This window comes from Pasteurella oralis (assembly GCF_002850605.1).
GTDB lineage: Bacteria > Pseudomonadota > Gammaproteobacteria > Enterobacterales > Pasteurellaceae > Pasteurella > Pasteurella oralis.
The window spans coordinates 382,289-405,255 of the sequence record NZ_NXGB01000002.1 but is presented as its reverse complement, the minus strand read 5'-3'; the positions used below and the strand labels follow the sequence as shown (position 1 = coordinate 405,255).

The window sequence follows — 22,967 nt, the reverse complement described above, 5'->3', positions numbered from 1 at the left end:
TTTAATACCCTCTCTTGCATTTAACAATTTTGCTACTATATTACAACACAGGCTATTTAACCTTAACGATAAGGATTTTTTATTATGATGCGAATTTTACTCTTTTTAGCGACAAACATGGCGGTTTTAGTCGTATTTAATATTATTTTGAGTTTAACGGGGATTCAAGCACAAGATGCCAGTGGTTTATTAATCATGGCTGCATTATTTGGTTTTTCAGGTTCTTTAATTTCGCTCTTTTTATCTAAAACCATGGCATTACGTTCAGTCGGTGCAGAGGTAATTAAAGAACCACGTAATGAGGCTGAACGTTGGTTGGTCAATACTGTACGTTCACAGGCAGAACGTGCAAATTTACCTATGCCAGATGTCGCAATTTATCATTCAGAGGATGTCAATGCTTTTGCAACGGGAGCAAGTAAAAATAACGCTTTGGTTGCGGTGAGTACAGGGTTATTACGAGCAATGACTCGTGATGAAGCAGAAGCTGTCTTGGCACATGAAGTTGCCCATATCAAAAATGGTGATATGGTGACAATGACGTTGTTACAAGGTGTACTTAATACATTTGTGATTTTTGTTTCTCGTATGATTGCAAAAGCGGTATCGAGTAACCGCGATGGTGAAAGTAGCTCAGGTATTTATTTCTTAGTTGCGATGGTATTAGAAATTGTCTTTGGCTTTTTGGCAAGTATCATTGTAATGTGGTTCTCTCGTTACCGTGAATTCCGTGCAGATGCAGGATCAGCGGAATTAGTGGGTAAACAAAAAATGATCGCTGCATTACAACGCTTACAGCGTTTGCATGAGCCACAAGAATTAGAAGGACAACTCGTGGCATTTGCAATTAATGGCAAGCGTAGTGGTTTAGCGGCTTTGTTCATGAGCCATCCGCCATTAGAAAAGCGCATTGCGGCGTTACAACAATTAGATAGCTTGAAATAACGCTAGCAATTTTAAGCAGAAAGAGGCATTATGCCTCTTTTTTCATTTTCTCTTTTCTACCTAAGTGCGGTCAAATTTTACCGAGTTTTGGCTTTTGGAGTTTTAATGGAACATCAAATCAGCGATTTAATTCAGATTTTTAATCAGTGCTTTGAACAAGAATATAATACAAAATTAGTCAAAGGAGGCGATGAACCTCTTTATGTTCCCGCTAATGAGAATTGTCCTTATCATGCAATTTATTTTGCACATGGTTTTTATAGTAGTGGATTACATGAGATTGCACATTGGCTTGTCGCGGGTAAAGCGCGTCGCCAACTTGAAGATTTTGGTTATTGGTATGAACCGGATGGGCGTACAGCGCAGCAACAACGTTTGTTTGAACAAGTCGAAGTTAAGCCGCAAGCGATTGAGTGGATTTTATCTATTGCGGCAGGATTTCGTTATTTTGCGAGTGTTGATAATTTGAATGGTGATCCTGGCGATACTTTACCTTTTAAGCAAGCAGTGTATGAACAAGTGAAAGTTTATGCAGAACAAGGGTTACCAAAACGGGCAGAAATTTTACGGAAAGCATTGGCGGCATTTTATGGCACTTCAGATAGTATTGACTTAAGTCTATTTGATATGACTCGAATTTAAATGATTAAGTAGGATGCATGTTAGCATTAGAAATTAAACAGTTAACTAAACAATATAAAAATGGAGTTACCGCCTTACATGGTATTGATTTAAAGGTCCAAGAGGGGGATTTTTATGCATTATTAGGGCATAACGGAGCAGGAAAATCGACGACTATTGGTATTATCAGCTCATTAGTTAATAAAACTAGCGGGCAAGTTAATGTTTTTGGTTATGATTTGGACCAACAGTTAAGTGAATTAAAGCAATGCATTGGCCTCGTTCCTCAAGAATTTAATTTTCATCAATTTGAACGTGTGATTGATATTTTAGTCAATCAAGCAGGTTACTATGGAATTGCTCGTTTAGAAGCCTTAAAGCGAGCAGAAATTTGGTTGAAAAAGCTCGATCTTTGGGAAAAACGTACGCAGCAAGCTATTCGTTTATCAGGGGGGATGAAACGCCGTTTGATGATCGCACGGGCATTAATGCATAAGCCAAAATTATTGATTTTAGATGAACCAACTGCTGGTGTGGATATTGAATTACGTCGTGCTATGTGGACATTTTTACGTGAGTTAAATCAACAAGGTACAACGATTATTTTAACGACCCATTATTTAGAAGAGGCTGAAATGTTATGTCGTAATATTGGTATTATTCAGCACGGTCGGTTGGTTGTTGATATGCCGATGAAAGCGTTGCTCGCGAAATTAGAAGCAGAAACTTTTGTTTTTGATTTAGCTGCCTATACTAAACTCCCTGTGATTGATGGATATCAAATTATTGATTTAAATGAAAATAATCTTGAAGTCGAAGTAAAACGAGAGCAAGGGCTAAATGAGTTATTTGCACAATTGTCTGCACAGAATATCAAAGTGTTAAGTATGCGAAATAAAGCGAATCGTTTAGAAGAATTATTTGTTTCAATGGCATTAAATAATCAGTTGGATAAAAAAGGTGGTGCATAATGACATTAGCTTGGGTTGCGTTTCAGACTATTGTCACGAAAGAAATTCGACGTTTTACACGTATTTGGGTGCAAACTTTAGTTCCGCCAGTGATTACCATGACCTTGTATTTTGTGATTTTTGGGCAACTAATTGGGAGTCGAATTGGTGACATGAATGGGTTTAGTTATATGCAGTTTATTGTGCCTGGCTTAATTATGATGTCTGCGTTAACGAATTCATTTGCCAATGTTGCTTCATCTTTTTACAGTACAAAATTTGCAAAAAATGTCGAGGAATTACTGATCTCGCCGACTTCGCCACATATTATCATTTTAGGCTATGTTGCAGGGGGTGTCGCACGTGGACTTTGTGTCGGTGTGCTTGTGACTATTGTGGCATCATTTTTTGTAACATTTGAGGTATATTCTTGGTTGATTGTGGCGATCATTTTGTTCATGACGACAGCGACCTTTGCGCTTGGTGGCTTAATTAACGCTGTTTTTGCCCGCTCTTTTGATGATATTAGTATTATTCCTACTTTTGTCTTAACGCCATTAACTTATCTGGGCGGTGTATTTTATTCAATCTCATTATTGCCTGAATTTTGGCAAAGTGTATCAAAATTGAATCCTATTGTTTATATGATTAATGGTTTTCGTTATGGCTTTTTAGGCACATCAGATATCAATATTGCTTATGCTTTCTTTGTCCTAATCGTCTTTATTATGAGTTTATATAGTATAGCTTATTATTTAATTAGTCGTGGTATTGGTTTGAGAAGTTAAAAAATTTGTTAAAAATCGACCGCACTTTCTTTATTTTCAGTGTGATGTTTAGCACAGATTTAGGCGAGCAAAAAATAAATTGTTGCAAAAACGTAAAATCTTTGCTATTTGTAAATCCGCTAATTGAAGTGCTCTTTTAAGCAAACCAACAACAAAATAAGGAAAATGACTCTATGAAAAAGTATCTAAAGCTTTCAATGACAGCAGCATTAATGTTTTCTTCAAGTGCAGTATTTGCTGCCGATAAAATTGTAACCATTGGTACTGGTGGTCAAACAGGTGTTTACTACGTCGTAGGACAGTCTGTCTGTCAATTAGTCAATCGTGATTCGGCGAAAACAGGGGTGAAATGTAATGCGCCTTCAACTGGTGGTTCTGTTGCTAACCTCAATTCAATTGCAAGTAATCAAATGGAATTAGGTATTGCACAGTCAGATTGGCAATACCATGCCTATAATGGTTCAAGCTCTTTTGAAAGCAAAAAAAATGATAAGTTAAGAGCTGTATTTTCTATTCATCCAGAGCCATTTACGTTAATGGCGCGTACTGATGCAAATATCAAAGGGTTTGATGACTTGAAAGGTAAGCGTGTTAATGTGGGTGATCCGGGTTCTGGTACACGTGCAACCATGAATGTTATTCTTGGTGCAAAAGGTTGGGATGCGTCAGCTTTCAAAGTTGCCTCTGAACTAAAACCAGCAGAAATGGCATCTGTGATGTGCGATAACAACTTAGATGCTATTACCTATAACGTAGGTCACCCAAATGGTGCCTTAAAAGAAGCGGCTGCTTCTTGTGATGCACATTTAGTTTCAATTACAGGCCCTGAAATTGATAAACTTGTAGCAGATCACCCATATTATGCTAAAGCAACAATTCCAGGTGGTTTGTATAAAGGTAGTGAGAACCCAACAGATACTTTCGGTGTGTATGCGACTTTAGTCACTTCTTCTGATGTAGATGCTGATAGTGTTTATGCGATTGTTAAAGCGGTATTTGATAACTTTGAACGCTTCAAGCGTTTACACCCAGCGTTCTCAAACTTAAAAGAAGAGGAAATGATCAAAAATGCACTATCAGCGCCATTACATGATGGGGCAGTGCGTTACTATAAAGAAAGAGGTTGGTTGTAATTTTCTTATCTTAATATTGTTAAGGCAGGCAAGGTTCCTGCCTTTTTCCGTTTTTATTTTTTAGATGACGAGGAGTTTTAGCGTGTCAACAAAAAATATCGATTATGATGATTTACAAGATATTGTGGCATCAAGCGACACTGGAGGGCGTGATCCTGATGGATTTCCTAAAAAACTAATCGCTGGTGTTGCTATTTTGTGGTCATTATTTCAACTTTATTATGCCTCTCCTGCACCATTTTGGTTACAAGAGTTTTTACGTAATATTGGCTTAAATATCAATGTCGTATTTGATGATACCAAAGCCCGCTCAATTCATCTCGCATTTGCTTTATTTTTGGCTTATTTGTCTTATCCCGCTTTTAAATTTTCGCCTAAACATCGTATTCCGTTGGCAGATTGGGTATTTGCAACAATGGGCGCTTTTTTAGGCTCGTATTATTTGTTTTTCTATGATGGGTTAGTAACTCGTTTTGGAGCCCCGAACTTACAAGATATTATTGCTGGTTGCATTGGGATTGTTTTACTTCTTGAGGCTACTCGTCGTAGTTTAGGTTTACCCTTAGTAGTGATAGCTGTTGTTTTTTTAATTTATAACTATTTTGGGCAGTTTTTACCAAGTGATTGGATTATTAGTCACCGCACAGGCACGCTTTCTCATATTATTAATCAACAATGGATTACTACAGAAGGGGTGTTTGGTGTTGCATTAGGGGTATCAACAAAGTATGTGTTCTTATTTGTCTTATTTGGTGCACTGTTAGACAAAGCTGGTGCGGGTAACTATTTTATTAAAAGTGCTTTTGCGTATTTAGGACATTTACGTGGTGGACCTGCCAAAGCCGCTGTTGTTGCATCAGGTTTAACAGGGCTGATTTCAGGTTCTTCCATTGCAAATGTGGTCACAACAGGCACATTTACTATCCCAATGATGAAGCGAGTAGGATTTTCTGCTGAAAAAGCAGGGGCAGTTGAGGTAGCATCTTCGGTAAATGGGCAGATAATGCCTCCTGTCATGGGGGCAGCAGCATTCTTAATGATTGAATATGTCAATATGCCGTATAGTCAATTGATTACCCATGCTTTCTTACCTGCAGTTATTTCCTATATTGCGCTTGTTTATATTGTCCATTTAGAAGCTTGTAAAATGAATTTACAAGGTTTGCCAAGAACTGATGCGGCAAAACCATTTTTGACTACTTTAATTAGTGCGTTAAGAGCCTTTATTTCTCTATGCGTACTTTATTTCGTTGTCGAGTTGAGTTTAGGTTGGTTAAAATCGGTTACACCAAATTATGCTTTCAGTATTGTCGTTACACTGTTAGCCGTAATCTATTTATTGCTATTACGTCGTGTAGCGCAGTTTCCTGATCTCGAAATTGATGATCCACATTCTCCAGTGGTGAAATTACCGTCAGTCAGACCAACAATTAATGCGGGCTTACACTTCTTATTACCTGTAGTGATTTTAATTTGGTGTTTGATGGTAGAGCGTTTATCTCCGGGATTATCGGCATTTTGGGGGGCATTATCCTTGATTGTCATTTTACTCACACAACGTCCATTACTTGCCTATTACAGAAAACAAACCACTTTTAAGCAAGAATTTAAGCTTGGTTGGAAAGATCTTATTGATGGCTTAGAAGCGGGTGCAAGAAATATGATCGGTATTGGTATTGCTACAGCAACAGCTGGGATTATCGTGGGAGTGGTATCATTAACTGGCTTTGGTGTTCAATTAGCAACGATCATTGAAACGCTTTCAATGGGTAATATTTTCTTAATGTTGCTTTTAGTTGCGGGCTTTAGCTTAATTCTTGGTATGGGATTACCTACTACAGCGAACTATATTGTAGTTTCTTCATTAATGGCAGTTGTGATTATTGAAGTAGGTCGTCAAAATGGCTTTATCGTACCGCTCATTGCTGTACATTTATTTGTTTTCTATTTCGGTATTATGGCAGATGTAACACCGCCTGTTGGACTGGCATCTTTTGCGGCTTCTGCTGTGTCGGGTGGCGATCCTATTAAGACAGGTTTAACTGCATTCTCATATAGTTTGCGTACAGCAATTTTGCCATTTTTATTCATCTTTAATACCGATTTATTATTAATTGATGTCGGCTGGGCAAAAGGGATTTTAGTCTTTATTACCGCAACAATTGGTATTCTCGCCTTTACTGCAGGCGCGATTGGTTATTTCTTCCGCCGTAATAAAGTATGGGAAAGTCTTGCATTGTTTATTTTAGCCTTTGCTTTATTTCGCCCAGGTTTCTTTATGGAACATATTTCGCCAACACAGCGTGCTTTTGAGCCAACACAATTAGTACAAGAAGTACAAAAAGCGACAGTAGGGGATAATTTGACTATTAAAGTTTCGGGTTTAAACCCTTATGGCAAAGAAATTGAATTTTATGCTCAATTACCAATACCAGAAGGGCAAACGGGTGAAGAACGTTTACAAAAGATGGGCTTAACCTTGTTTGAACAAGATAAACCTGAAGGTAAACAAGTGATTATTGATGCAGTAGAGATTGATTCTAGTGCAGCAAAAGCGGGTTTAAACTGGGATCAAGTAGTATTAGAAGGTACTGTTCCAGTGAAAGATGCATTAGCAAAAGAATGGTTATTTATTCCAACTTTACTATTATTATTGATGTTAGCGATGAATCAACGTCGTCGCCAACAAGCCTAAGGAAACATCATGTTTAAAAAAATCTTAATTACGGCAGATTTAGGACATTTAGAGGATGCAGAGAAGGCGGTGAAAACGGCCTTAGAAATGACGAAACATAATCCAGATACTGTGTATCGGGTGATGAGCGTTGTACCGCCATTAGGTAGTAGTTTTGTTTCTTCCTTTTTACCTAAGAATTTCGATCAGGATGTGTTGACTGAAGCAAACAAAGCGCTGCATGCTTTTACTAAAAAGCATTTTCCAGAAGGGGCGAAAGTACAACATATTTTGGCACATGGTCCTGTGTATGAGGAAATTAATCGTATTGCAAAAGAGAAAAACATTGATTTGATTATTATGATGGCGGTACGTGATAACAAAGAAGGTTTAAGCTCAAATACAGTTAAAGTTGCGCGTTATAGCGATAAACCAATTTTGATTTTACGTTAAATATCAATAAAAATAGCTTGTTAAAAAACAAGCTATTTTTTATATAAAGTGCGGTCTGTTTTTTTGATTATTTGACTAATTCGTAGCAAGGTTCGTAAGCATTACCATCAGGGAGTTTCATGCGATGTTGCACGATGAAATCTTGTAATACTTGATCAATTTTCTCTAACAGTTCTGGATCACCATGTAACTTGAAACGTCCTAATTCTCCAATTCGATCTTGTGTTTCTGGCTTAATGTTGCCCGCGACAATACCTGAAAATGCACGACGTAAATTGGCAATAAGATCCATTGTTGACTGATTACGATGTAAATCTAACGCCGCCATGTTTTCATGTGTTGGAATAAAGGGTTGTTGGAAATCAGTTGGAATTTTTAAAGACCAATTAAAGCCATAAGCATCACAAGTTTCATAGCGTTGCATTTTTACAGCGTGCATCGCTTGACTCATTTTACGTGCTACCATGACCGGATCATCAATAATAATTTCGTATAGCGCTTGCGCTTTTTCACCTAAGGTTTCACCAATAAAACGATCAATAGTCGCAAAATAGTCTGCACTTTCTTTTGGACCTGTCAAAATAAGTGGTAATGGCTGATTTTGATTTTCTTCAGCAAGCTTGATACCTAGAATATACAATAACTCTTCAAATGTGCCCGGTCCGCCAGGGAAAATCACAATACCATGCCCCATACGTACGAATGCTTCTAGGCGTTTCTCAATATCTGGCATGATGATTAATTCATTCACGATTGGGTTTGGTGGCTCAGAAGCAATGATAGAAGGTTCAGTGATGCCGATAAAACGGCTGTTTTTATAACGTTGATTAGCATGACCAATCGCTGCTCCCTTCATTGGTGCTTCCATGACGCCAGGTCCACAACCTGTGATAATATTCAGTTCACGGTAACCAAGTTCTGTGCCTACTGCACGGCAATATTGGTATTCAATTTGATTGATCGAATGCCCGCCCCAGCACACGACGAGATTCGGGTGCTCACCAACAGGTAATGCTTTGGCATTACGCAGAATAGAAAAAACAAGATTTGTGATATGTTTACTGTCTTGAATATTATCTGGGTTTAAACGTTGACTCATTACATTCACAAATAAAATATCGCGTAATACGGCGAATAAATGATATTGAATGTTACGGATCATGCGTTCATCAACAAAAGCATCTTGCGGTGGGTTATGTAATTCAAGTGACACACCGCGTTCTCTTGCGACAAGTTGGATATCAAAATCAGGATATTTATTTAATAAAGCGCGGCTATCATCAGTCACGGCACCAGAATTTAATACAGCAAGTGAACAATTGCGATAAAGGCTATAAAGCGGACTTTTGGCTTTTTTAGTCAGTAATTCAACTTCTAAGTGAGAAAGTTGATCCATACTACCGCGTGGGTTGACGTAATAGACATTTTTGCTCATAACATCTCCTATTGGCGAGCTAAACGTTGGTTTATTGGCACTGTTTCAAAGTTTGAACGGAATGGATTAATATCTAAACCTCCTCGTCGAGTATAGCGTGCATATACCGTTAATTTTTCTGGTTGTGCAAACTGCATTAAGTCACAGAAAATACGCTCTACACATTGCTCATGAAATTCGTTGTGCTGGCGGAAAGAGATAATGTAACGTAATAGTTTTTCGCGATCAATTTGTTTACCTACATAGTGAATTTGTAAACTCCCCCAATCAGGCTGGTTAGTGATTAAACAATTTGATTTTAATAAATGGCTAACTAAGGTTTCTTCAACTATAACGTCATTGCAACAGTTTTCTAATACTGCTGCATCAAAGTCATAGTGAGTAATGGTAATATCTAATTCATCAATACATTCGCCACTGAATTGCGCGATATGCTCTTGATCATATTTCGCCAGTGGATGAAGCTGTACTTTCGCTGTTCCTTTCGCACAGTCTGTTAAATCTTGTTCTAAAGTACGTTGCACTGCGAAAAATGAGTCAAAGGGAGTTTGATTAAAGCTGTTTAAATACAGTTTAAAGCTTTTAGATTCGATTAAGTTTTCACTTTGAAAATCAATTTCTATATCTGCAATTGCGACTTGCGGTACCCCTTTAGGGTTTAACCATGAAATTTCATAAGCAGTCCAAATATCCGCACCGTGAGTAAATGGTTGTATTTGGGTAATGCCTAAACTATCTCGATTTAATTGACGAGGTACTGCTTGCAGTAAAGTGCGGTCATAATTGCTGGAATATTGAGTTTGTTGTCCAAGTGTGAGTTTGTTTAGGCTATTGTGTTGATAGTGCATGTTGTTTTTTCCTTTTCAAATTTGAACTTACTTTTCTTTGCTTATGCAAAGAAAAGTAAGCAAAAGCAACACCCCTCGACTAAGTCTTTTTTCTCTCTTCATTAAAATTTTTTTCACGGTTAATTTTGTAACTCGCTTGCTATGCAAACTCAAACACTCAAAATTAATCTAAAAATTTTAACTATGTTCGGCGGCTTAAACGGGGCAATTTTTTATGCGTAATAATTTATTGTTGTGCGAAATTCATTAGAAATTGAGTAACTTTTAAGTTTTTTATTTTAATCTTCCCGTATAAAGTGCTTTATAGGAGCATGATATTTAGAAAAATCATACTAGCGTTGTACGAGCTGTAAAAACAGCTGCTTTTCGTAAAGAAAATACAAATAGTCACTTAACTAGGGATGCTGTTTTATTTTGTACAAGCAAAAATAGCTTAATAATGCCATGATAAGTTAGATACTAAACGGCAATCATCACATTTAAAATAAAATAAGTCAAAAAGCAGGTTGTCTAGACGCCATGCTTTGTGGCAACTAGGGCAGCAGCGTTGTTGTTCTGTTTCTAAGTTTTCACCACCAATACGATATAAATAGTAATAAGTTGGGATGCCTGTGTGTTGTTCGATATCTTGGGCTAAATAGCGTCCATGTTTGGCTAATGTGCTTTTTATATCTGAGATTTCCATCAATGCTTGTTGTTCTAATACTGAGCCATTCATTTGTAATTGATCGCAAGCTTGCCAATTTTCTTGCCACTTAATCAGATCCATACTTAAGTGCGGTATGTTTTTGAGCTGTTTATACAAAGGGATAGGGCAGAGATCATCGCCGCTATGTAGTGGTGAACAGGATTGTAGATAGGTCGTATATAATACCTGCCAACTAGGTGTAGTTTGTGTACAAGTTTGATCAGAGTTAAGATCATCAGCGATGACATGGAAACTATCAAAAAACAGACCGCACTTTTGTGCCTTTTCAAGAGCTTTTTCTACTTCAAAATTATTAAATTCAGGTAATAAGCTGTGCTGTTCAGGGCAAATAACGCGTATTGCAAATCCTTGCTGTTGTTCTTGTTCTGCGACATAAACAGGGATTTCACGTCCAATAATTTGTCCATTGTAGCGCCATTGATCAATGATTTGATTAAGTAAATAAGTCGGGTTTTGTTCCGCTTCTGTTGCAACATAGTGAAAAAAAGTTTCGATGAGGTACATAGTCATTAAATGCTTTATCAGTTTTGTATACTATTTTAATTAATTTTACTTAAACTAGCTGCTCTTTTCTCTAGCAGTAGTGTAAATGGATAAAATCCCCTAAAATACTGCCTTATTTTTAGTAAGGGAACAACTATGCATCAACAAACTCAAATTTATTTACAGCAATTGCAAGCGGTTATGCAAGAGTTGGCATTGTGGCAAGCGACTCCTCCAGAGGAAAGTGCTTTTTTAAGTGAGCAGCCTTTTGCTTTAGATACGATGTCACCAACCGAATGGTTGCAATGGATTTTTATTCCAAGAATGCATGCATTGATAGAACGTGGTGAAATGCTGCCAAGTAAAATTTCGATTACGCCTTATCTGGAAGAGGTGCTAAAGGACATGGCTGGTTTAGATAAATTATTGCGTCCGATCAGCGAAATTGAAACATTGCTACAAAAATAAAACATGCAATTAATTATTTTATATCAAGATGAATATATCGTCGCAGTAAATAAGCCAGCAGGTATGTTGGTTCATCGAAGTTGGTTAGATAGCCATGAAACGCAGTTTGTCATGCAGACATTACGCGATCAAATAGGGCAGCATGTGTATCCTATTCATCGTTTAGATCGTCCTACATCTGGTGTATTGTTATTTGCATTAAATAGTACAGTGGCTAATTTGCTTTGTTTACAATTTGAAAATAAGCAAGTTGAAAAGCGTTATTTAGCGATTGTACGGGGCTATTTAACTGGGCAGGCACAGATTGACTATCCATTGAAAGTACAATTGGATAAAGTAGCGGATAAGTTTGCTCAAGCAGATAAAGCTGCACAACAGGCAGTGACTGATTATTTTGGACTATGTACAGTTGAAATGCCTTATGCGGTTAAAAAATATAATACTACACGTTATTCTTTAGTGCGTTTGGTCCCTCATACTGGACGGAAACATCAATTACGTCGTCACATGAAGCATATTTTTCATCCTATTTTAGGTGATACACAGTATGGCGATTTACATCAAAATCGAGCATTAACTGAACATACTGGCGTTCAGCGTTTGATGTTGCATGCAGAACGTTTGATTTTTACTCACCCAATCACCCAACAGCGACTTGATGTTAGTGCAAATTTAGATCAACAATGGCTCGATTTGATTAAAATTTTTGGTTGGAATTTAAATGCACTAAATTAAGTGCGGTCAATTTTTTGATAATTTTTTTATAGGTAAAAAGAATGTTAGATAATATTCTACTTAATTTAACTCATGAGCAACAACAAGTTGCAGTAGAAAAAATTCAAGCGCTGATGGCACAAGGAGTGAGTGCTGGTGAAGCAATTGCACTTGTTGCTCAAGAGTTGCGCGAAACATATTCAGCCGAATAAGGCAACGACTTAACTCATTATGATGACCTCGCTGAATTGAGTAAGCGCTTCCAAAAAGTAAAAATTTTGTGATCTCGGTTTGATTTTAAACTATTTTTAATTGCCAAAAAGAGAAAATTCGCCGAATATTTAGCTAAATCAAATTTGGGTGGTAAGACAAATTTGTCTTATTAAAATAAAAGTAGTTAAGGTCGTTCGACCATTAGAGGTTTTAATTATGGAAGTTGGTGTTGTTAAATGGTTCAATAATGCAAAAGGGTTTGGATTCATTTCTGCGGAAGGAACAGATGCAGACATTTTTGCACATTATTCAGTGATTGAGATGGATGGTTATCGTTCTTTAAAAGCGGGGCAAAAAGTCCAATTTGAAGTTGTTCATGGTGATAAAGGGTCACACGCAACGAAAATTATTCCAATTGTTGAATAATATATAATCTTCTTATTTACATTTAGTCAAAACATAAAAGACAAGGATTGCAGCCTTGTCTTTTCGTTTGTCTAACGAATTATTTTAATAAATCTTTTAACCCTGCTTTCATGGCAGATATTTGACTTTCAAATTGCACCTTGCTTTCACGTTCATCAATCATGTAAGTAATAGTTTCAGATAGGGTCATTTTCATTTTGCGTGAATAACGAGAAAGGCGCAACCAAACCGCATATTCTAAATCGATAGATTTTTTCTTAGTAGATTGTTTTTCACCATTAAAAAAACGTTTACGGCGCGCACGAATGGCTTGGTCTAACTTGATAATCAGCTGAGGTGATAAATGTTGAACAATCCATTCTTCGATTTGTTGTGGTTTATTTTGGTAGGAAATGAGTTGTTGGACTTTATCTTCACGTAAACTTTTCTCTTCATAGGCAGTAATGTTTTCACCTTCACGGTGTTTCTTGATTAAATACAACCATTTCCAATGTGCTTCTTGGTTTTCCAGTTTTTGATATTTCATTGTATTCTCTCATTTAAACGAATTAGTGACGTGGTAACTGTTATCAATATACGCTGTTTTTGCCTTTTTTTCTAGCAGATTTTCACTATTTTAGGAAATATGCGATAATGCCAAATTCTGAAAAATAATGACTCAACATAACGAGAGAATACCTGTGAATCCATCCTTTTTAGCTGAAAAAGCGCTCTCATGGCAAGATTTACGCCCAACACTTCAATTAACTGAATTACCACATTCAACAACAGATTTTTTTGCGCTACAGCCTCGAGCAAACGCGGCAATAACACAGTTCTTACGCAACCCTCAGCGCAATTTGTTAGTGCTGAAAGGGGATGAACAAGGAGAGTATCTCAGTTTATTAGAACAAGCAATTCTAGCGCAGCAAAGTGACGATACCCAGATTCGAGGCGTGCAATATTTAATACAACAAGGGGATTCTTTTTCGTTCCCTACTGTGGCAGTTGAAGCGGCACAATCTATTGTAGATAATTTTGCTGCGAAAAAATCAGTAGCTAGTGCATTATATGTTGATCAATTTCAACTCTTTGGTTCTTTACGTATACATCCTTCATCACGAGAAATTCAGCTCAATGCGGGGTTAGTACATCAAGTTAATGGTGGTGTGTTAGTTCTTGCGCTGGCGTCGTTAATCACACAATTTGATTTATGGTTACGTTTAAAACAAATTTTACTCACTCAACATTTTGATTGGTATTCAGCACATCCATTTAAAGATTTGCCATGTGATATACCGGGTTATCCTTTGAATTTAAAAGTGATTTTAGTTGGTAATCGAGAAGAACTAGCCACGTTAGCCTCCTTAGATGCTGATTTATATGATTTAGCCGATTATTCTGAAATTGAAAGTTATTACGCTGTTGAAAAAGCAGAAAATCGCTTGAAATGGGCAGAATATATACAATCCTTTGCTAGTCAGCATCAATTACCACCGTTAAGTTTAGAGGGATTGAATAAGCTATATCAATTGTTAGTACGTGACAGCGAAGATCGCTGTTTCGTTTCTATTTCGCCTTTGAAATTAAAAGAAATTCTCACTAGCACTGCAATTTTAAGTCAAAAGCAAAACAATTCGTTATTAAATGCACAGGATTTTGAACACTTTTTTCAGCAAAAAGCATTACAACAAGGTTTCTTGCAAGAACAAACTTATGCAGATATTTTGCACGAGCAAGTCTATGTGGCAACAGAAGGGGAAATAGTTGGTCAAATTAATGGATTATCAGTCATTGAATATCCTGGCACGCCAATGGTGTTTGGTGAGCCATCTCGAATTAGTTGTATTGTGCAGTTTGGTGATGGCGAAGTTGTAGATGTTGAACGTAAAAGTGAACTTGCAGGTAATATTCATGGTAAAAGTATTATGATTGCAGAAGCCTGTTTAGCGCATGTTTTGCAATTGCCTTCTCAATTGCCATTTTCTGCGTCTTTAGTATTTGAACAGTCTTATGGGGAAATTGATGGTGATAGTGCCTCATTAGCCAGCTTTTGTGTATTAGCTAGTGCGTTATCAGATCAACCTTTACCTCAATCTATTGCTATCACTGGCGCCATTGATCAATTTGGCTTAGTGCATTCCGTTGGTGGAGTAAATGCCAAAATTGAAGGTTTTTTCTCAATTTGTGCTAGCCGTGGCTTAACTGGTGAGCAAGGGGTGATGGTACCCAGCGCGGTTATTCATCAACTTAGTTTAAGTGAAGATGTCGTAAATGCAGTCAAAGATGGACAATTTTTTATTTATCCAGTGGAAGATGTGTATCAAGCCTGTGAAATTTTGTTTCAGCGTGATTTAGTGGAAGAAGAAAATCAACTTTATACTGAGCAAACATTGCCAATATCACGCTTAATTGCATGTCGTATAGAACAGCGAGTGGAACACCAGTGGCAAAAGAGTAGCATATTTGAATGGTTTTTCCGTCGGCGATAACTGATCCGATAAGTTAAGCGTACAAGTGTTAGCTATTTTTATTTAAGCCTAACTCTGTTAAAATGCATTCAAGCAGACTTTGCTTAGATATCCTAAAATTGAGGAGGATTAAAAATAATGAACAGTTGTACACCAAATAAAAAGAGTAGTTACAGCTACGAAGATTTACTTGCATCAGGACGTGGCGAATTATTTGGCGAAGACGGACCTCAACTTCCAGCTCCATCTATGTTAATGATGGATCGCGTAGTGGAAATGAAAGAGACTGGTGGTACTTTTGATAAAGGTTATATTGAAGCCGAGCTAGATATCAAACCAGATTTACCGTTTTTTGGCTGTCATTTTATTGGTGATCCTGTTATGCCGGGATGTTTGGGTTTAGATGCTATGTGGCAACTCGTCGGCTTCTATTTAGGTTGGATCGGTGGTAAAGGTAAAGGGCGTGCTTTAGGCGTTGGTGAAGTCAAATTTACGGGGCAAATTTTACCTACTGCTAAAAAAGTAATCTATCGTATCAATATGAAACGCGTGATCAATCGCAAACTTGTCATGGGTATGGCTGACGGTGAAGTTGAGGTTGATGGTCGTATTATTTACACCGCAACTGACCTGAAAGTTGGATTGTTCCAAGATACTACCGCTTTTTAAGCAAAATTCAGATAAAACAGACCGCACTTTTTACATTACCAGCCTTTGTGCTGGTAATGTCATATTAAGACTAGTCATCGACAATATCTAAAAATTGAGCATTTAACAGTTGTGCCAAATCCTGTGGTGCTAATTCGACACTCAAGCCGCGCTTGCCGCCAGAAACAAAAATATGATCAAATTGTAAAGCGGATTTTGCAACGACAGTTTTTAGTCTTTTCTTTTGACCCAGTGGGCTAATGCCGCCGATCAAATAACCCGTACTTTTCTGAGCAAAATCTTTGTTTGCCATTTCTACCTTCTTAACATTGATTGCTTTGGCTGCTTTTTTTAAATTCAGCATATTAGCAGTAGGTAATACAAAACAAGCAAGCTTTTTCTGATCACCATTTTCTGCGACTAATAATGTTTTAAAGGACTGGTTTGGATCAATCCCGAGCTTCTCGGCAGCTTCATCGCCAAAATGTGTATTGTGAGGATCATGATCGTAACTATGTAACTTAAATGGGATCTTATGTTTTTTCAGTAAATCAATTGCCGGTGTCATTGTCTTTTCTTATTGTTCCAGTAAAATGAGCCAACTATTTTACAGCGGAGAGAAAAATGAGCGCAACTTTAAATATCGCGATTGCGGCTGAGTTTGAATTAAGTGAAAAATTAGCGGAGGCTTTAGAACAAAGCCAGTTAGAGATTACACAATTATCTATCGTGGAAATTTATCCTTTTAGTGAAGAACAGGGCATTCGTTTTAACAATAAAAGTGTGGCGCAAGTTAAGCCTGAAGAAGTTGAATGGTCAGAATGGAATTACTTGTTCTTTGCAGGTGAGATTAGTCAAGTATCACATATTGCTAAGGCGGCGGAAACAGGTTGTATTGTCATTGATATGAAAGGCGTTTGTGCTGCGTTACAAGATGTACCAGTTGTTGTGCCAACGGTTAATGAGCAAAAATTAACTGAATTACGTCAACGTAATATTGTTGCTTTACCTGATCCGCAAGTCACACAACTTGCACTTGCAATAGCACAATTAGCGGCAAATAATCCGTTAAAACAAGTCATGGTAACTTCATTGTTGCCCGCATCTTATACAAATGCAGATAAAGTGAGTCAATTAGCAGGACAAACAGCACGTTTGTTAAATGGGATTCCCCTTGATGAAACAGAACAGCGTTTGGCTTTTGATGTTTTCCCTGTACTAACCTCAACTCTGGTTAATCAGACACGAAAAGTTTTTCCTCAGCTTGAAAATGTTGTTTTTCATACTATCCAAGTTCCCGTATTTTATGGCACAGGACAAATAGTTAGCGTGTTATCAGATTATCAATTAGATACGCAAGCTCAATTAGCATCTTGGTCACAACATGAACTGTTTGTATATCATGCAGAAAAAACCATGACCCCAGTGACAAACGGTGAAATGGAAGCGAGTGAAGCGCAAGTCAAGCTTCATCTTAGTACAGTAAATGAATTAGAAAATGGTATTCAATTTTGGTCTGTGGCAGATGAACAACGCTTCAATTTAGCATTGATGAGTGTGAAATTAGCTGAATTAGTCTATCAGCAGGGGTATTAAGAGAGCATGAACAGTGCGTTACATAAAAAGCTGTTGTTATAAGCCATAATAATTCATGTAATGACATAAAATGAACTGTTACTTTTCTTGGTTATATTCGCGTCTTTGTTATTGTCAACTAAAAACCACTTTCATTTTATAGAAAGTGGTTTTTTTACTTGAAAGTATGTCAGTCATTTATTAATGAAGTTGTTGCATGAATTATCGCAGGTGCGTTATTGTGTGGATGTGTTTATTTATAAGACTATAAAAGGAGAATAAGAATGGCAATGCAACAATTATTGATTGAAAATTTTTTTCGTTATCTTGCTATCAGTAGCCAAAGTTTAGCGAGTGCAACAACTGTACCAAGCTCGGATGGGCAGTGGAAATTGGCTAATTTATTAGCAAAAGAATTAAGCGCATTGGGACTATCAGACGTTGCGATTGATGAGCATGCGAATGTTACAGCCGTATTGAAAGGACGAGTCGCGAATGCTACACCGATTGGCTTTGTCGCGCATTTGGATACGGTAGATATTTCTTTATCACCAGAAATTAAACCACAGATTTTAACCTTTAAAGGTGATAATTTATTGTTAAATCAGGAGAAGGATATTTGGTTCAATGTCGTTGAACATCCAGAAATATTGCCATATCTTAATCAAGATATTATTTTTAGTGATGGAACCAGCGTATTAGGCGCTGATAATAAAGCGGCGATTGCTAATCTGATGACCGCATTGGCATTGATTAAAACACAGGCTATCCCAACGGGTGATATTTATATTGCGTTTGTACCTGATGAAGAGATCGGTTTACGCGGTGCAAAATTATTAAATTTAAATAGATTTAAACCTGATTTTGCGTATACGATAGATTGTTGTGAATTAGGTGAAGTCGTTTATGAAAACTTCAATGCCGCTGCTGCTAAGATTACGATTCAAGGCGTGAGCGCGCATCCTATGTCTGCTAAAGGGGTATTAGTGAATCCAATTTTGGTAGCTCAAGATTTTATCAGTTTATTTGATCGTCAGCAGACACCAGAATGTACAGAAAATAAAGAGGGATATTGGTGGTTTAATGGTTTTTCTGCAAATCAACGTGCTGCCACATTAAATATTGCAATTCGAGATTTTGATAAAGCTCATTTTGAACAGCGTAAGCAGTTTATTGAAGAAGCTGTCACAAAAATTCAGCAGCGATATCCACGTGCGCAGATACAATGTGAAATTAACGATATTTACGGAAATATTGCCAATACATTGACTGAGGATAGACGTTCTATTGATTTATTATTTGCAGCAATGCAGGAAATAAACATTGAGCCTAAAATTACACCAATGCGCGGAGGAACCGATGGCGCAGCGCTATCAGTAAAAGGGATTACCACACCAAATTATTTTACAGGGGCACATAATTTCCATTCAAACTTTGAATTTTTACCTCTTTCTAGTTTTGTAAAATCTTGTGAATTAACATTACAGATTATGCAAAAGGCGGCAATGTTATTAAAATAATTTAAATAAAAGTACGGCGTAACATAAGGTTTACACCGTATTTTTAGGTCATCTTTAAAGTCTCATGATGTTATCTAGGATTCACAACAAAAGATAAGTTTCTTTTTGCTTAAAACAAAGAGACTGAATTTAATGTGCTTTTTCCTTCCAATAGCCAATCCATTCTTTTAATAACAGCATATTTTTATTGAGTGCTCCTGCTTGTGGGATAAAGTGCATAAAATTCAAACCGTAATTTGTGGGTGAAATGCCATGACCAACACTTGCGGGTAAAACATGAAAGCCTTGTTGTTCAAATAAGAGTTTCGCACGTTGCATATGCCATTGGTTTGTTACCAAAATAATATTATTTACATTCTCTGGTGCTAAAATTTGGCGGCTGAATTGTGCATTTTCTTTAGTGGTTTTTGCTTTATGCTCAAGCCATTTTGTTGGTACATGAAAGAATTCACTGAGTTCTCTAGCCATTACTTGCGCTTCAGATGTACCATTAGAGGCACTGCCTGTCACTAATAACGGCAATTGAGTTTGTTTTTGTAAATAAGCAGCATAGCGTACGCGTTCTAATGGGATTGCACTGACAGTTAACTGATTAAATAGTTCTGCACTATCACGTAATCCGCCACCTAATAATATGATTGCTTGCGCTTGTTGGTAATCATTTAAGGTTAAGTTATTTTCTACAACTAAATTATCTTCAAGTTTATGTGAAGTATAAGGCAAGCTAAAAATATACAAAATTGCTATGCCGAATAACGCGGATAAGCGGCTTAATGTTTTGTAATGAAAAAGTGAAAAGAAGAGTGATAATAACCATAAAATCAGTACATTAAATGGTGGAAGAATCATGGCTGTGATCAGCTTTGTCAGTTCAAACATATTAAGTAAAGATAAGTAAAAGGTGCTGTATTATTGATGATCTACACAGAGATGTCTATTGTTTAAAATTTGTTTATTGCTAAAATGGCGCCTTAATCCAGTCAACTTGAGTAAAGAATGAAAGCAATTAAAGACAGTGCGATTTACTTATTTGGTGAACTCATTTCAAAATCTGTCCCCTTTCTATTATTACCTTATTTATCACGTAAGCTAGGCGTTGAAGGCTTTGGTGAGCTTTCTTATTATCAAACTTATCTTACTTTATTCTTAATTATTGTTGGTTTAAGCCAAGAAGGTGCAATTGCACGTTTTTTCTATTTTTATGGACGTAGATCGTTAAATTTAGTTTTAACAACAGGTTATGTTTACACCTTGTTTTCTGGCGGGATTATTTTACTCGGTTGTTTAATATGGCAGTCTGAAATTATGGCTTATCTTGCGATTTCTGCCATTTTTCAATCGTTTCTTTCCGTTCAATTAAGTGTGCGTCAATGTCAAAAACAAGCTGTGGCTTATTCAGTGATTCAATTGTTATTAGCCTTGATATCAGGATTAGTTACTGTGATTTTGTTGGAAGTATATGATCACGATTTAGTTGGAAAACGGATTTTAGCTATTTTATTGAGCCATTTTTTAGTTTTTGTTGTGGCGTATTTTTTCTATCAAAAAACAACAATACATAAAAAATTTAACTTTTCTCAACATAAAACTGCATTATTTTATTTACTTGGCTTTGGTGCACCATTGATTTTTCACAATGTGAGTTTGTTTTTGCGTGGACAATTAGATCGTATTTTTATTTATCACCAATTTAGTGAAGCGGAACTTGGTTTGTATGCGATGGGCGCGCAGATCGCGGCGGTTTTAATGATTGTTATTCAGGCAATTAATAAAGCTACTGTGCCTTATTTGTTTGAAGGATTAAAGCAGCAGCGTATCAATGTGAAACACATTCACAAATGGGCAACTTATACTTTATTATTGGTGCCGATACCTGCATTAGTCATGTGGTTTATTCCAGAACAGTTTGTCGTTTGGTTATTAGGGGAGCAATTTGTTGGGACAAAGTATTACATCATTTTATTTTTAGTGTCGACAACATTGATCATCCCTTATCTCATTTTAGTGAATTACTTGTTCTATTACGCTAAAAATAAACTCATTTCGATTTGCTCTGTCTTAACAACAATAGTTTATGTGGTTAGTTTAGTCTGTCTGACGATGACGGAGATTCAATTTGTACCTTTTGCAAGTATTATTGGGTCGGTTACCATTCTACCTGTATTGTATGTAATGACCGCGAGAGTAGGAAAAGTGGGATGAATTTGATTATTTGTTGTACGCCGTTACAAGTATTGATTGCAGAAAAAATTATCGCTCAATTTCCTGAAACTGAGTTTTATGGCGTGATGCTTGCTACAGTCAGCAATAAAAAGTTTGATTTTTATCGTCAACGCTTAGCACAAAAGTGCGGTCCGTTTTTTACGATGATTCAACATAATGATCGCTTTAATTTATTAAAAGAGATTGTTTATTTAAAAAGTAAATTCTGTGGCAAAAAGTTTGATCAGGTTTTTGTCGCAAATATTAATGATTTACAGATTCGCTTTTTACTCAGTGCAATTAAGTTTAATCAATTGAATACGTTTGATGATGGCACGATTAATATTGTGAAAAACAGCATGTTTTATCAAGATGATCCCCCAACACTCAAACGAAAGTGTATAAATGTGTTGTTTGGTAATAAATATGGTATTCAGCAACTGAGAGCCTTATCACAACGTCATTACACTATTTATCATGGCTTTAAAAATATTGTTGATAATGTGGAGAATCTTAATTTAGTTGAACATTGTGATGTGCAGACAGTCGATACTGACTATATTAATGTGTTGTTAGGGCAACCCATTTTTTTAGATGATCAACGTAACATTGCGTTAGCTGAACAAGTGATTAAGCGTTTCAATATTCATTATTATTTACCTCATCCTCGTGAAAAATATCATTTAGAAAATGTGGAATATATTGAGACAGAATTGATTTTTGAGGATTACATTATTCAACAATGTAAAACTAAAAAGTATCGAATCTATACTTATTTTAGTAGTGCGATTATTAACATCATGAATAAAAGTGCCAATATTGATGTGGTGGCATTAAAAATTGCAACTGAAAATCCTGCTTATGATGCTTGTTATGATTTGTTTGATGAATTAGGTATCAATGTCATTGACATAAGAGAATAACATGAAAAAGTATTTAATTTCATTAGAGAAAGATCAACACCGTCGAGATCGCTTTTTTGCGCAATCAGATACACAGGATTTTGAGCTATTCTCAGCTATCAATACGATGAATGAAACTTGGCAGAAACTGACCGCACTTTTTGATGTTGAACGCTTTAAATTGCATTATGGGCGAGCGGTAACTAAAGGTGAAGTAGGTTGTACGTTAAGCCATCTTGGCGTTTATCAACAAATTGTGACAGATACACATATTACAGAAGAAGAATATTGTTTAATCTGTGAAGATGATGCGTTGCTGAATGCCGATTTTCAACAAAATCTGACCGCACTTTTAGCACAAAAACCAACTTCACATATAATTTTAGTCGGGCAATCAAAGATCGCACAGTTTGATGATCTTGAACTTGAAATTAATTATCCAACCACCTTTTCATTCTGGCGTAAACGGATTGCCAATACCGATTTTTGTTATGCTTATCCTTATAAAAATTATTTTGCAGGTACTGTTGCTTATTTAATTAAGAAATCAGCGGCTAAAGCTTTGGTAGACCAAGTGCAACAACAGAAAGTGCCATTTTGGTTGGCGGATGATTTTATTTTATTTGGCACCGTCTTTCAGTTTGATATTGTGGTTATCCGTCCATTATTAGCGATTGAAAATCCTGAATTAGTCAGTAATTTGGAAACAGTACGGGGTTCTTTGTCGAATAACTTAGTGAAAAAAATGTTGAAATATCCATTGAAGAAGTTATTGGCTGTTTTGCGTAATTTTTAATCTCGGTTTAGGAA

The 22,967-nt window shown here is 36.6% G+C and carries 24 protein-coding genes; 18 read left to right on the top strand and 6 right to left on the bottom strand.

From position 1 onward, the window contains the following. Positions 1-84 precede the first annotated feature (84 nt). From htpX to C0975_RS04240, 7 genes are all read left to right on the top strand, one after another. Positions 85-945, top strand: coding sequence for a protease HtpX (gene htpX, locus C0975_RS04270; protein ID WP_101775153.1), 861 nt, complete (start codon positions 85-87; stop codon positions 943-945). A 105-nt stretch (positions 946-1,050) separates the two neighbouring features. Further along, positions 1,051-1,587: an elongation factor P hydroxylase gene (locus C0975_RS04265; protein ID WP_101775152.1), complete on the top strand. Its 537-nt coding sequence runs from the start codon at positions 1,051-1,053 to the stop codon at positions 1,585-1,587. 17 nt (positions 1,588-1,604) lie between these two features. Then, positions 1,605-2,537 carry an ABC transporter ATP-binding protein gene (locus C0975_RS04260; RefSeq protein WP_101775151.1) on the top strand — a complete coding sequence of 311 codons (933 nt, stop codon included), beginning with the start codon at positions 1,605-1,607 and terminating at the stop codon, positions 2,535-2,537. Beyond that, entirely contained in the window at positions 2,537-3,304 is a 768-nt protein-coding gene (locus C0975_RS04255) for an ABC transporter permease (protein WP_167383027.1), read from the top strand. Before C0975_RS04260 ends, C0975_RS04255 begins: the two co-directional genes overlap by 1 nt. A 173-nt stretch (positions 3,305-3,477) precedes the next feature. Further along, positions 3,478-4,437 carry a TAXI family TRAP transporter solute-binding subunit gene (locus tag C0975_RS04250; RefSeq protein WP_101775149.1) on the top strand — a complete coding sequence of 320 codons (960 nt, stop codon included), beginning with the start codon at positions 3,478-3,480 and terminating at the stop codon, positions 4,435-4,437. A gap of 64 nt (positions 4,438-4,501) precedes the next feature. Continuing rightward, positions 4,502-7,132 (top strand): TRAP transporter permease, encoded by a 2,631-nt coding sequence (locus C0975_RS04245; protein ID WP_101775148.1) that lies wholly within the window; start codon positions 4,502-4,504, stop codon positions 7,130-7,132. A 9-nt stretch (positions 7,133-7,141) separates the two neighbouring features. After that, positions 7,142-7,564, top strand: a complete 423-nt coding sequence (locus C0975_RS04240) for a universal stress protein (RefSeq protein WP_101775147.1) — start codon at positions 7,142-7,144, stop codon at positions 7,562-7,564. 67 nt (positions 7,565-7,631) lie between these two features. On the opposite strand, the gene ppnN is transcribed toward C0975_RS04240, so the two are convergent. The 3 genes from ppnN to C0975_RS04225 all read right to left on the bottom strand — a co-directional run bounded on the left by ppnN (position 7,632) and on the right by C0975_RS04225 (position 11,060). Then, complete coding sequence (gene ppnN, locus C0975_RS04235; protein WP_101775146.1) at positions 7,632-8,999, bottom strand: nucleotide 5'-monophosphate nucleosidase PpnN; 1,368 nt, start codon at positions 8,997-8,999, stop codon at positions 7,632-7,634. An 8-nt stretch (positions 9,000-9,007) separates the two neighbouring features. Next, positions 9,008-9,847 carry an NADPH-dependent 7-cyano-7-deazaguanine reductase QueF gene (gene queF / locus C0975_RS04230; RefSeq protein WP_101775145.1) on the bottom strand — a complete coding sequence of 280 codons (840 nt, stop codon included), beginning with the start codon at positions 9,845-9,847 and terminating at the stop codon, positions 9,008-9,010. 433 nt (positions 9,848-10,280) lie between these two features. Next, positions 10,281-11,060, bottom strand: a complete 780-nt coding sequence (locus C0975_RS04225) for a Zn-ribbon-containing protein (RefSeq protein ID WP_101775170.1) — start codon at positions 11,058-11,060, stop codon at positions 10,281-10,283. A gap of 135 nt (positions 11,061-11,195) precedes the next feature. Here C0975_RS04225 and C0975_RS11575 point away from each other — a divergent pair, with 135 nt between their 5' ends. The 4 genes from C0975_RS11575 (at position 11,196) to cspD (ending at position 12,860) form a co-directional block, all read left to right on the top strand. Continuing rightward, positions 11,196-11,507, top strand: a complete 312-nt coding sequence (locus tag C0975_RS11575) for a YqcC family protein (RefSeq protein WP_101775144.1) — start codon at positions 11,196-11,198, stop codon at positions 11,505-11,507. A gap of 3 nt (positions 11,508-11,510) precedes the next feature. Then, entirely contained in the window at positions 11,511-12,242 is a 732-nt protein-coding gene (gene truC, locus C0975_RS04215) for a tRNA pseudouridine(65) synthase TruC (protein ID WP_101775143.1), read from the top strand. Between the two features lie 41 nt (positions 12,243-12,283). Further along, positions 12,284-12,433, top strand: a complete 150-nt coding sequence (locus C0975_RS04210; protein WP_101775142.1) for a YoaH family protein — start codon at positions 12,284-12,286, stop codon at positions 12,431-12,433. A gap of 217 nt (positions 12,434-12,650) precedes the next feature. Continuing rightward, positions 12,651-12,860, top strand: a complete 210-nt coding sequence (gene cspD / locus C0975_RS04205; protein WP_049214536.1) for a cold shock domain-containing protein CspD — start codon at positions 12,651-12,653, stop codon at positions 12,858-12,860. 79 nt (positions 12,861-12,939) lie between these two features. Here the strand turns inward: cspD and matP are convergent, their stop codons facing one another. After that, on the bottom strand, positions 12,940-13,386 hold the full coding sequence (gene matP / locus C0975_RS04200) for a macrodomain Ter protein MatP (protein WP_101775141.1): 447 nt from the start codon (positions 13,384-13,386) through the stop codon (positions 12,940-12,942). A gap of 154 nt (positions 13,387-13,540) precedes the next feature. Between matP and C0975_RS04195 the strand changes: the two genes are divergently transcribed. Next, a complete protein-coding gene (locus C0975_RS04195) occupies positions 13,541-15,331 on the top strand; it encodes an AAA family ATPase (RefSeq protein ID WP_101775140.1) in 1,791 nt (596 codons plus the stop codon). Positions 15,332-15,448: 117 nt separating this feature from the next. Continuing rightward, complete coding sequence (gene fabA / locus C0975_RS04190) at positions 15,449-15,979, top strand: bifunctional 3-hydroxydecanoyl-ACP dehydratase/trans-2-decenoyl-ACP isomerase (protein WP_101775139.1); 531 nt, start codon at positions 15,449-15,451, stop codon at positions 15,977-15,979. A gap of 70 nt (positions 15,980-16,049) precedes the next feature. Here fabA and ybaK read toward each other — a convergent pair whose 3' ends face one another. Further along, positions 16,050-16,526 (bottom strand): Cys-tRNA(Pro) deacylase, encoded by a 477-nt coding sequence (ybaK, locus tag C0975_RS04185; RefSeq protein WP_101775138.1) that lies wholly within the window; start codon positions 16,524-16,526, stop codon positions 16,050-16,052. A 56-nt stretch (positions 16,527-16,582) separates the two neighbouring features. On the opposite strand from ybaK, the gene C0975_RS04180 reads away from it, so the two are divergent. Together C0975_RS04180 and pepT are read left to right on the top strand one after the other, a co-directional pair. Continuing rightward, entirely contained in the window at positions 16,583-17,554 is a 972-nt protein-coding gene (locus C0975_RS04180; RefSeq protein ID WP_101775137.1) for an oxidoreductase, read from the top strand. Positions 17,555-17,817: 263 nt separating this feature from the next. After that, complete coding sequence (pepT, locus tag C0975_RS04175; protein ID WP_101775136.1) at positions 17,818-19,053, top strand: peptidase T; 1,236 nt, start codon at positions 17,818-17,820, stop codon at positions 19,051-19,053. 129 nt (positions 19,054-19,182) lie between these two features. Here the strand turns inward: pepT and C0975_RS04170 are convergent, their stop codons facing one another. Next, complete coding sequence (locus tag C0975_RS04170) at positions 19,183-19,932, bottom strand: YdcF family protein (RefSeq protein ID WP_101775135.1); 750 nt, start codon at positions 19,930-19,932, stop codon at positions 19,183-19,185. Between the two features lie 117 nt (positions 19,933-20,049). Between C0975_RS04170 and C0975_RS04165 the strand changes: the two genes are divergently transcribed. Genes C0975_RS04165 through C0975_RS04155 form a run of 3 tightly spaced genes read left to right on the top strand, consistent with a single transcriptional unit; the run spans position 20,050 to position 22,953 of the window. Beyond that, positions 20,050-21,255, top strand: a complete 1,206-nt coding sequence (locus C0975_RS04165; RefSeq protein ID WP_101775134.1) for a flippase — start codon at positions 20,050-20,052, stop codon at positions 21,253-21,255. Further along, positions 21,252-22,178, top strand: coding sequence for a CMP-N-acetylneuraminate:beta-galactoside alpha-2,3-sialyltransferase (gene lst / locus C0975_RS04160; protein WP_101775133.1), 927 nt, complete (start codon positions 21,252-21,254; stop codon positions 22,176-22,178). Before C0975_RS04165 ends, lst begins: the two co-directional genes overlap by 4 nt. A gap of 1 nt (position 22,179) precedes the next feature. Then, positions 22,180-22,953 carry a glycosyltransferase family 25 protein gene (locus C0975_RS04155; RefSeq protein ID WP_101775132.1) on the top strand — a complete coding sequence of 258 codons (774 nt, stop codon included), beginning with the start codon at positions 22,180-22,182 and terminating at the stop codon, positions 22,951-22,953. The last annotated feature ends 14 nt before the right edge of the window (positions 22,954-22,967 follow it).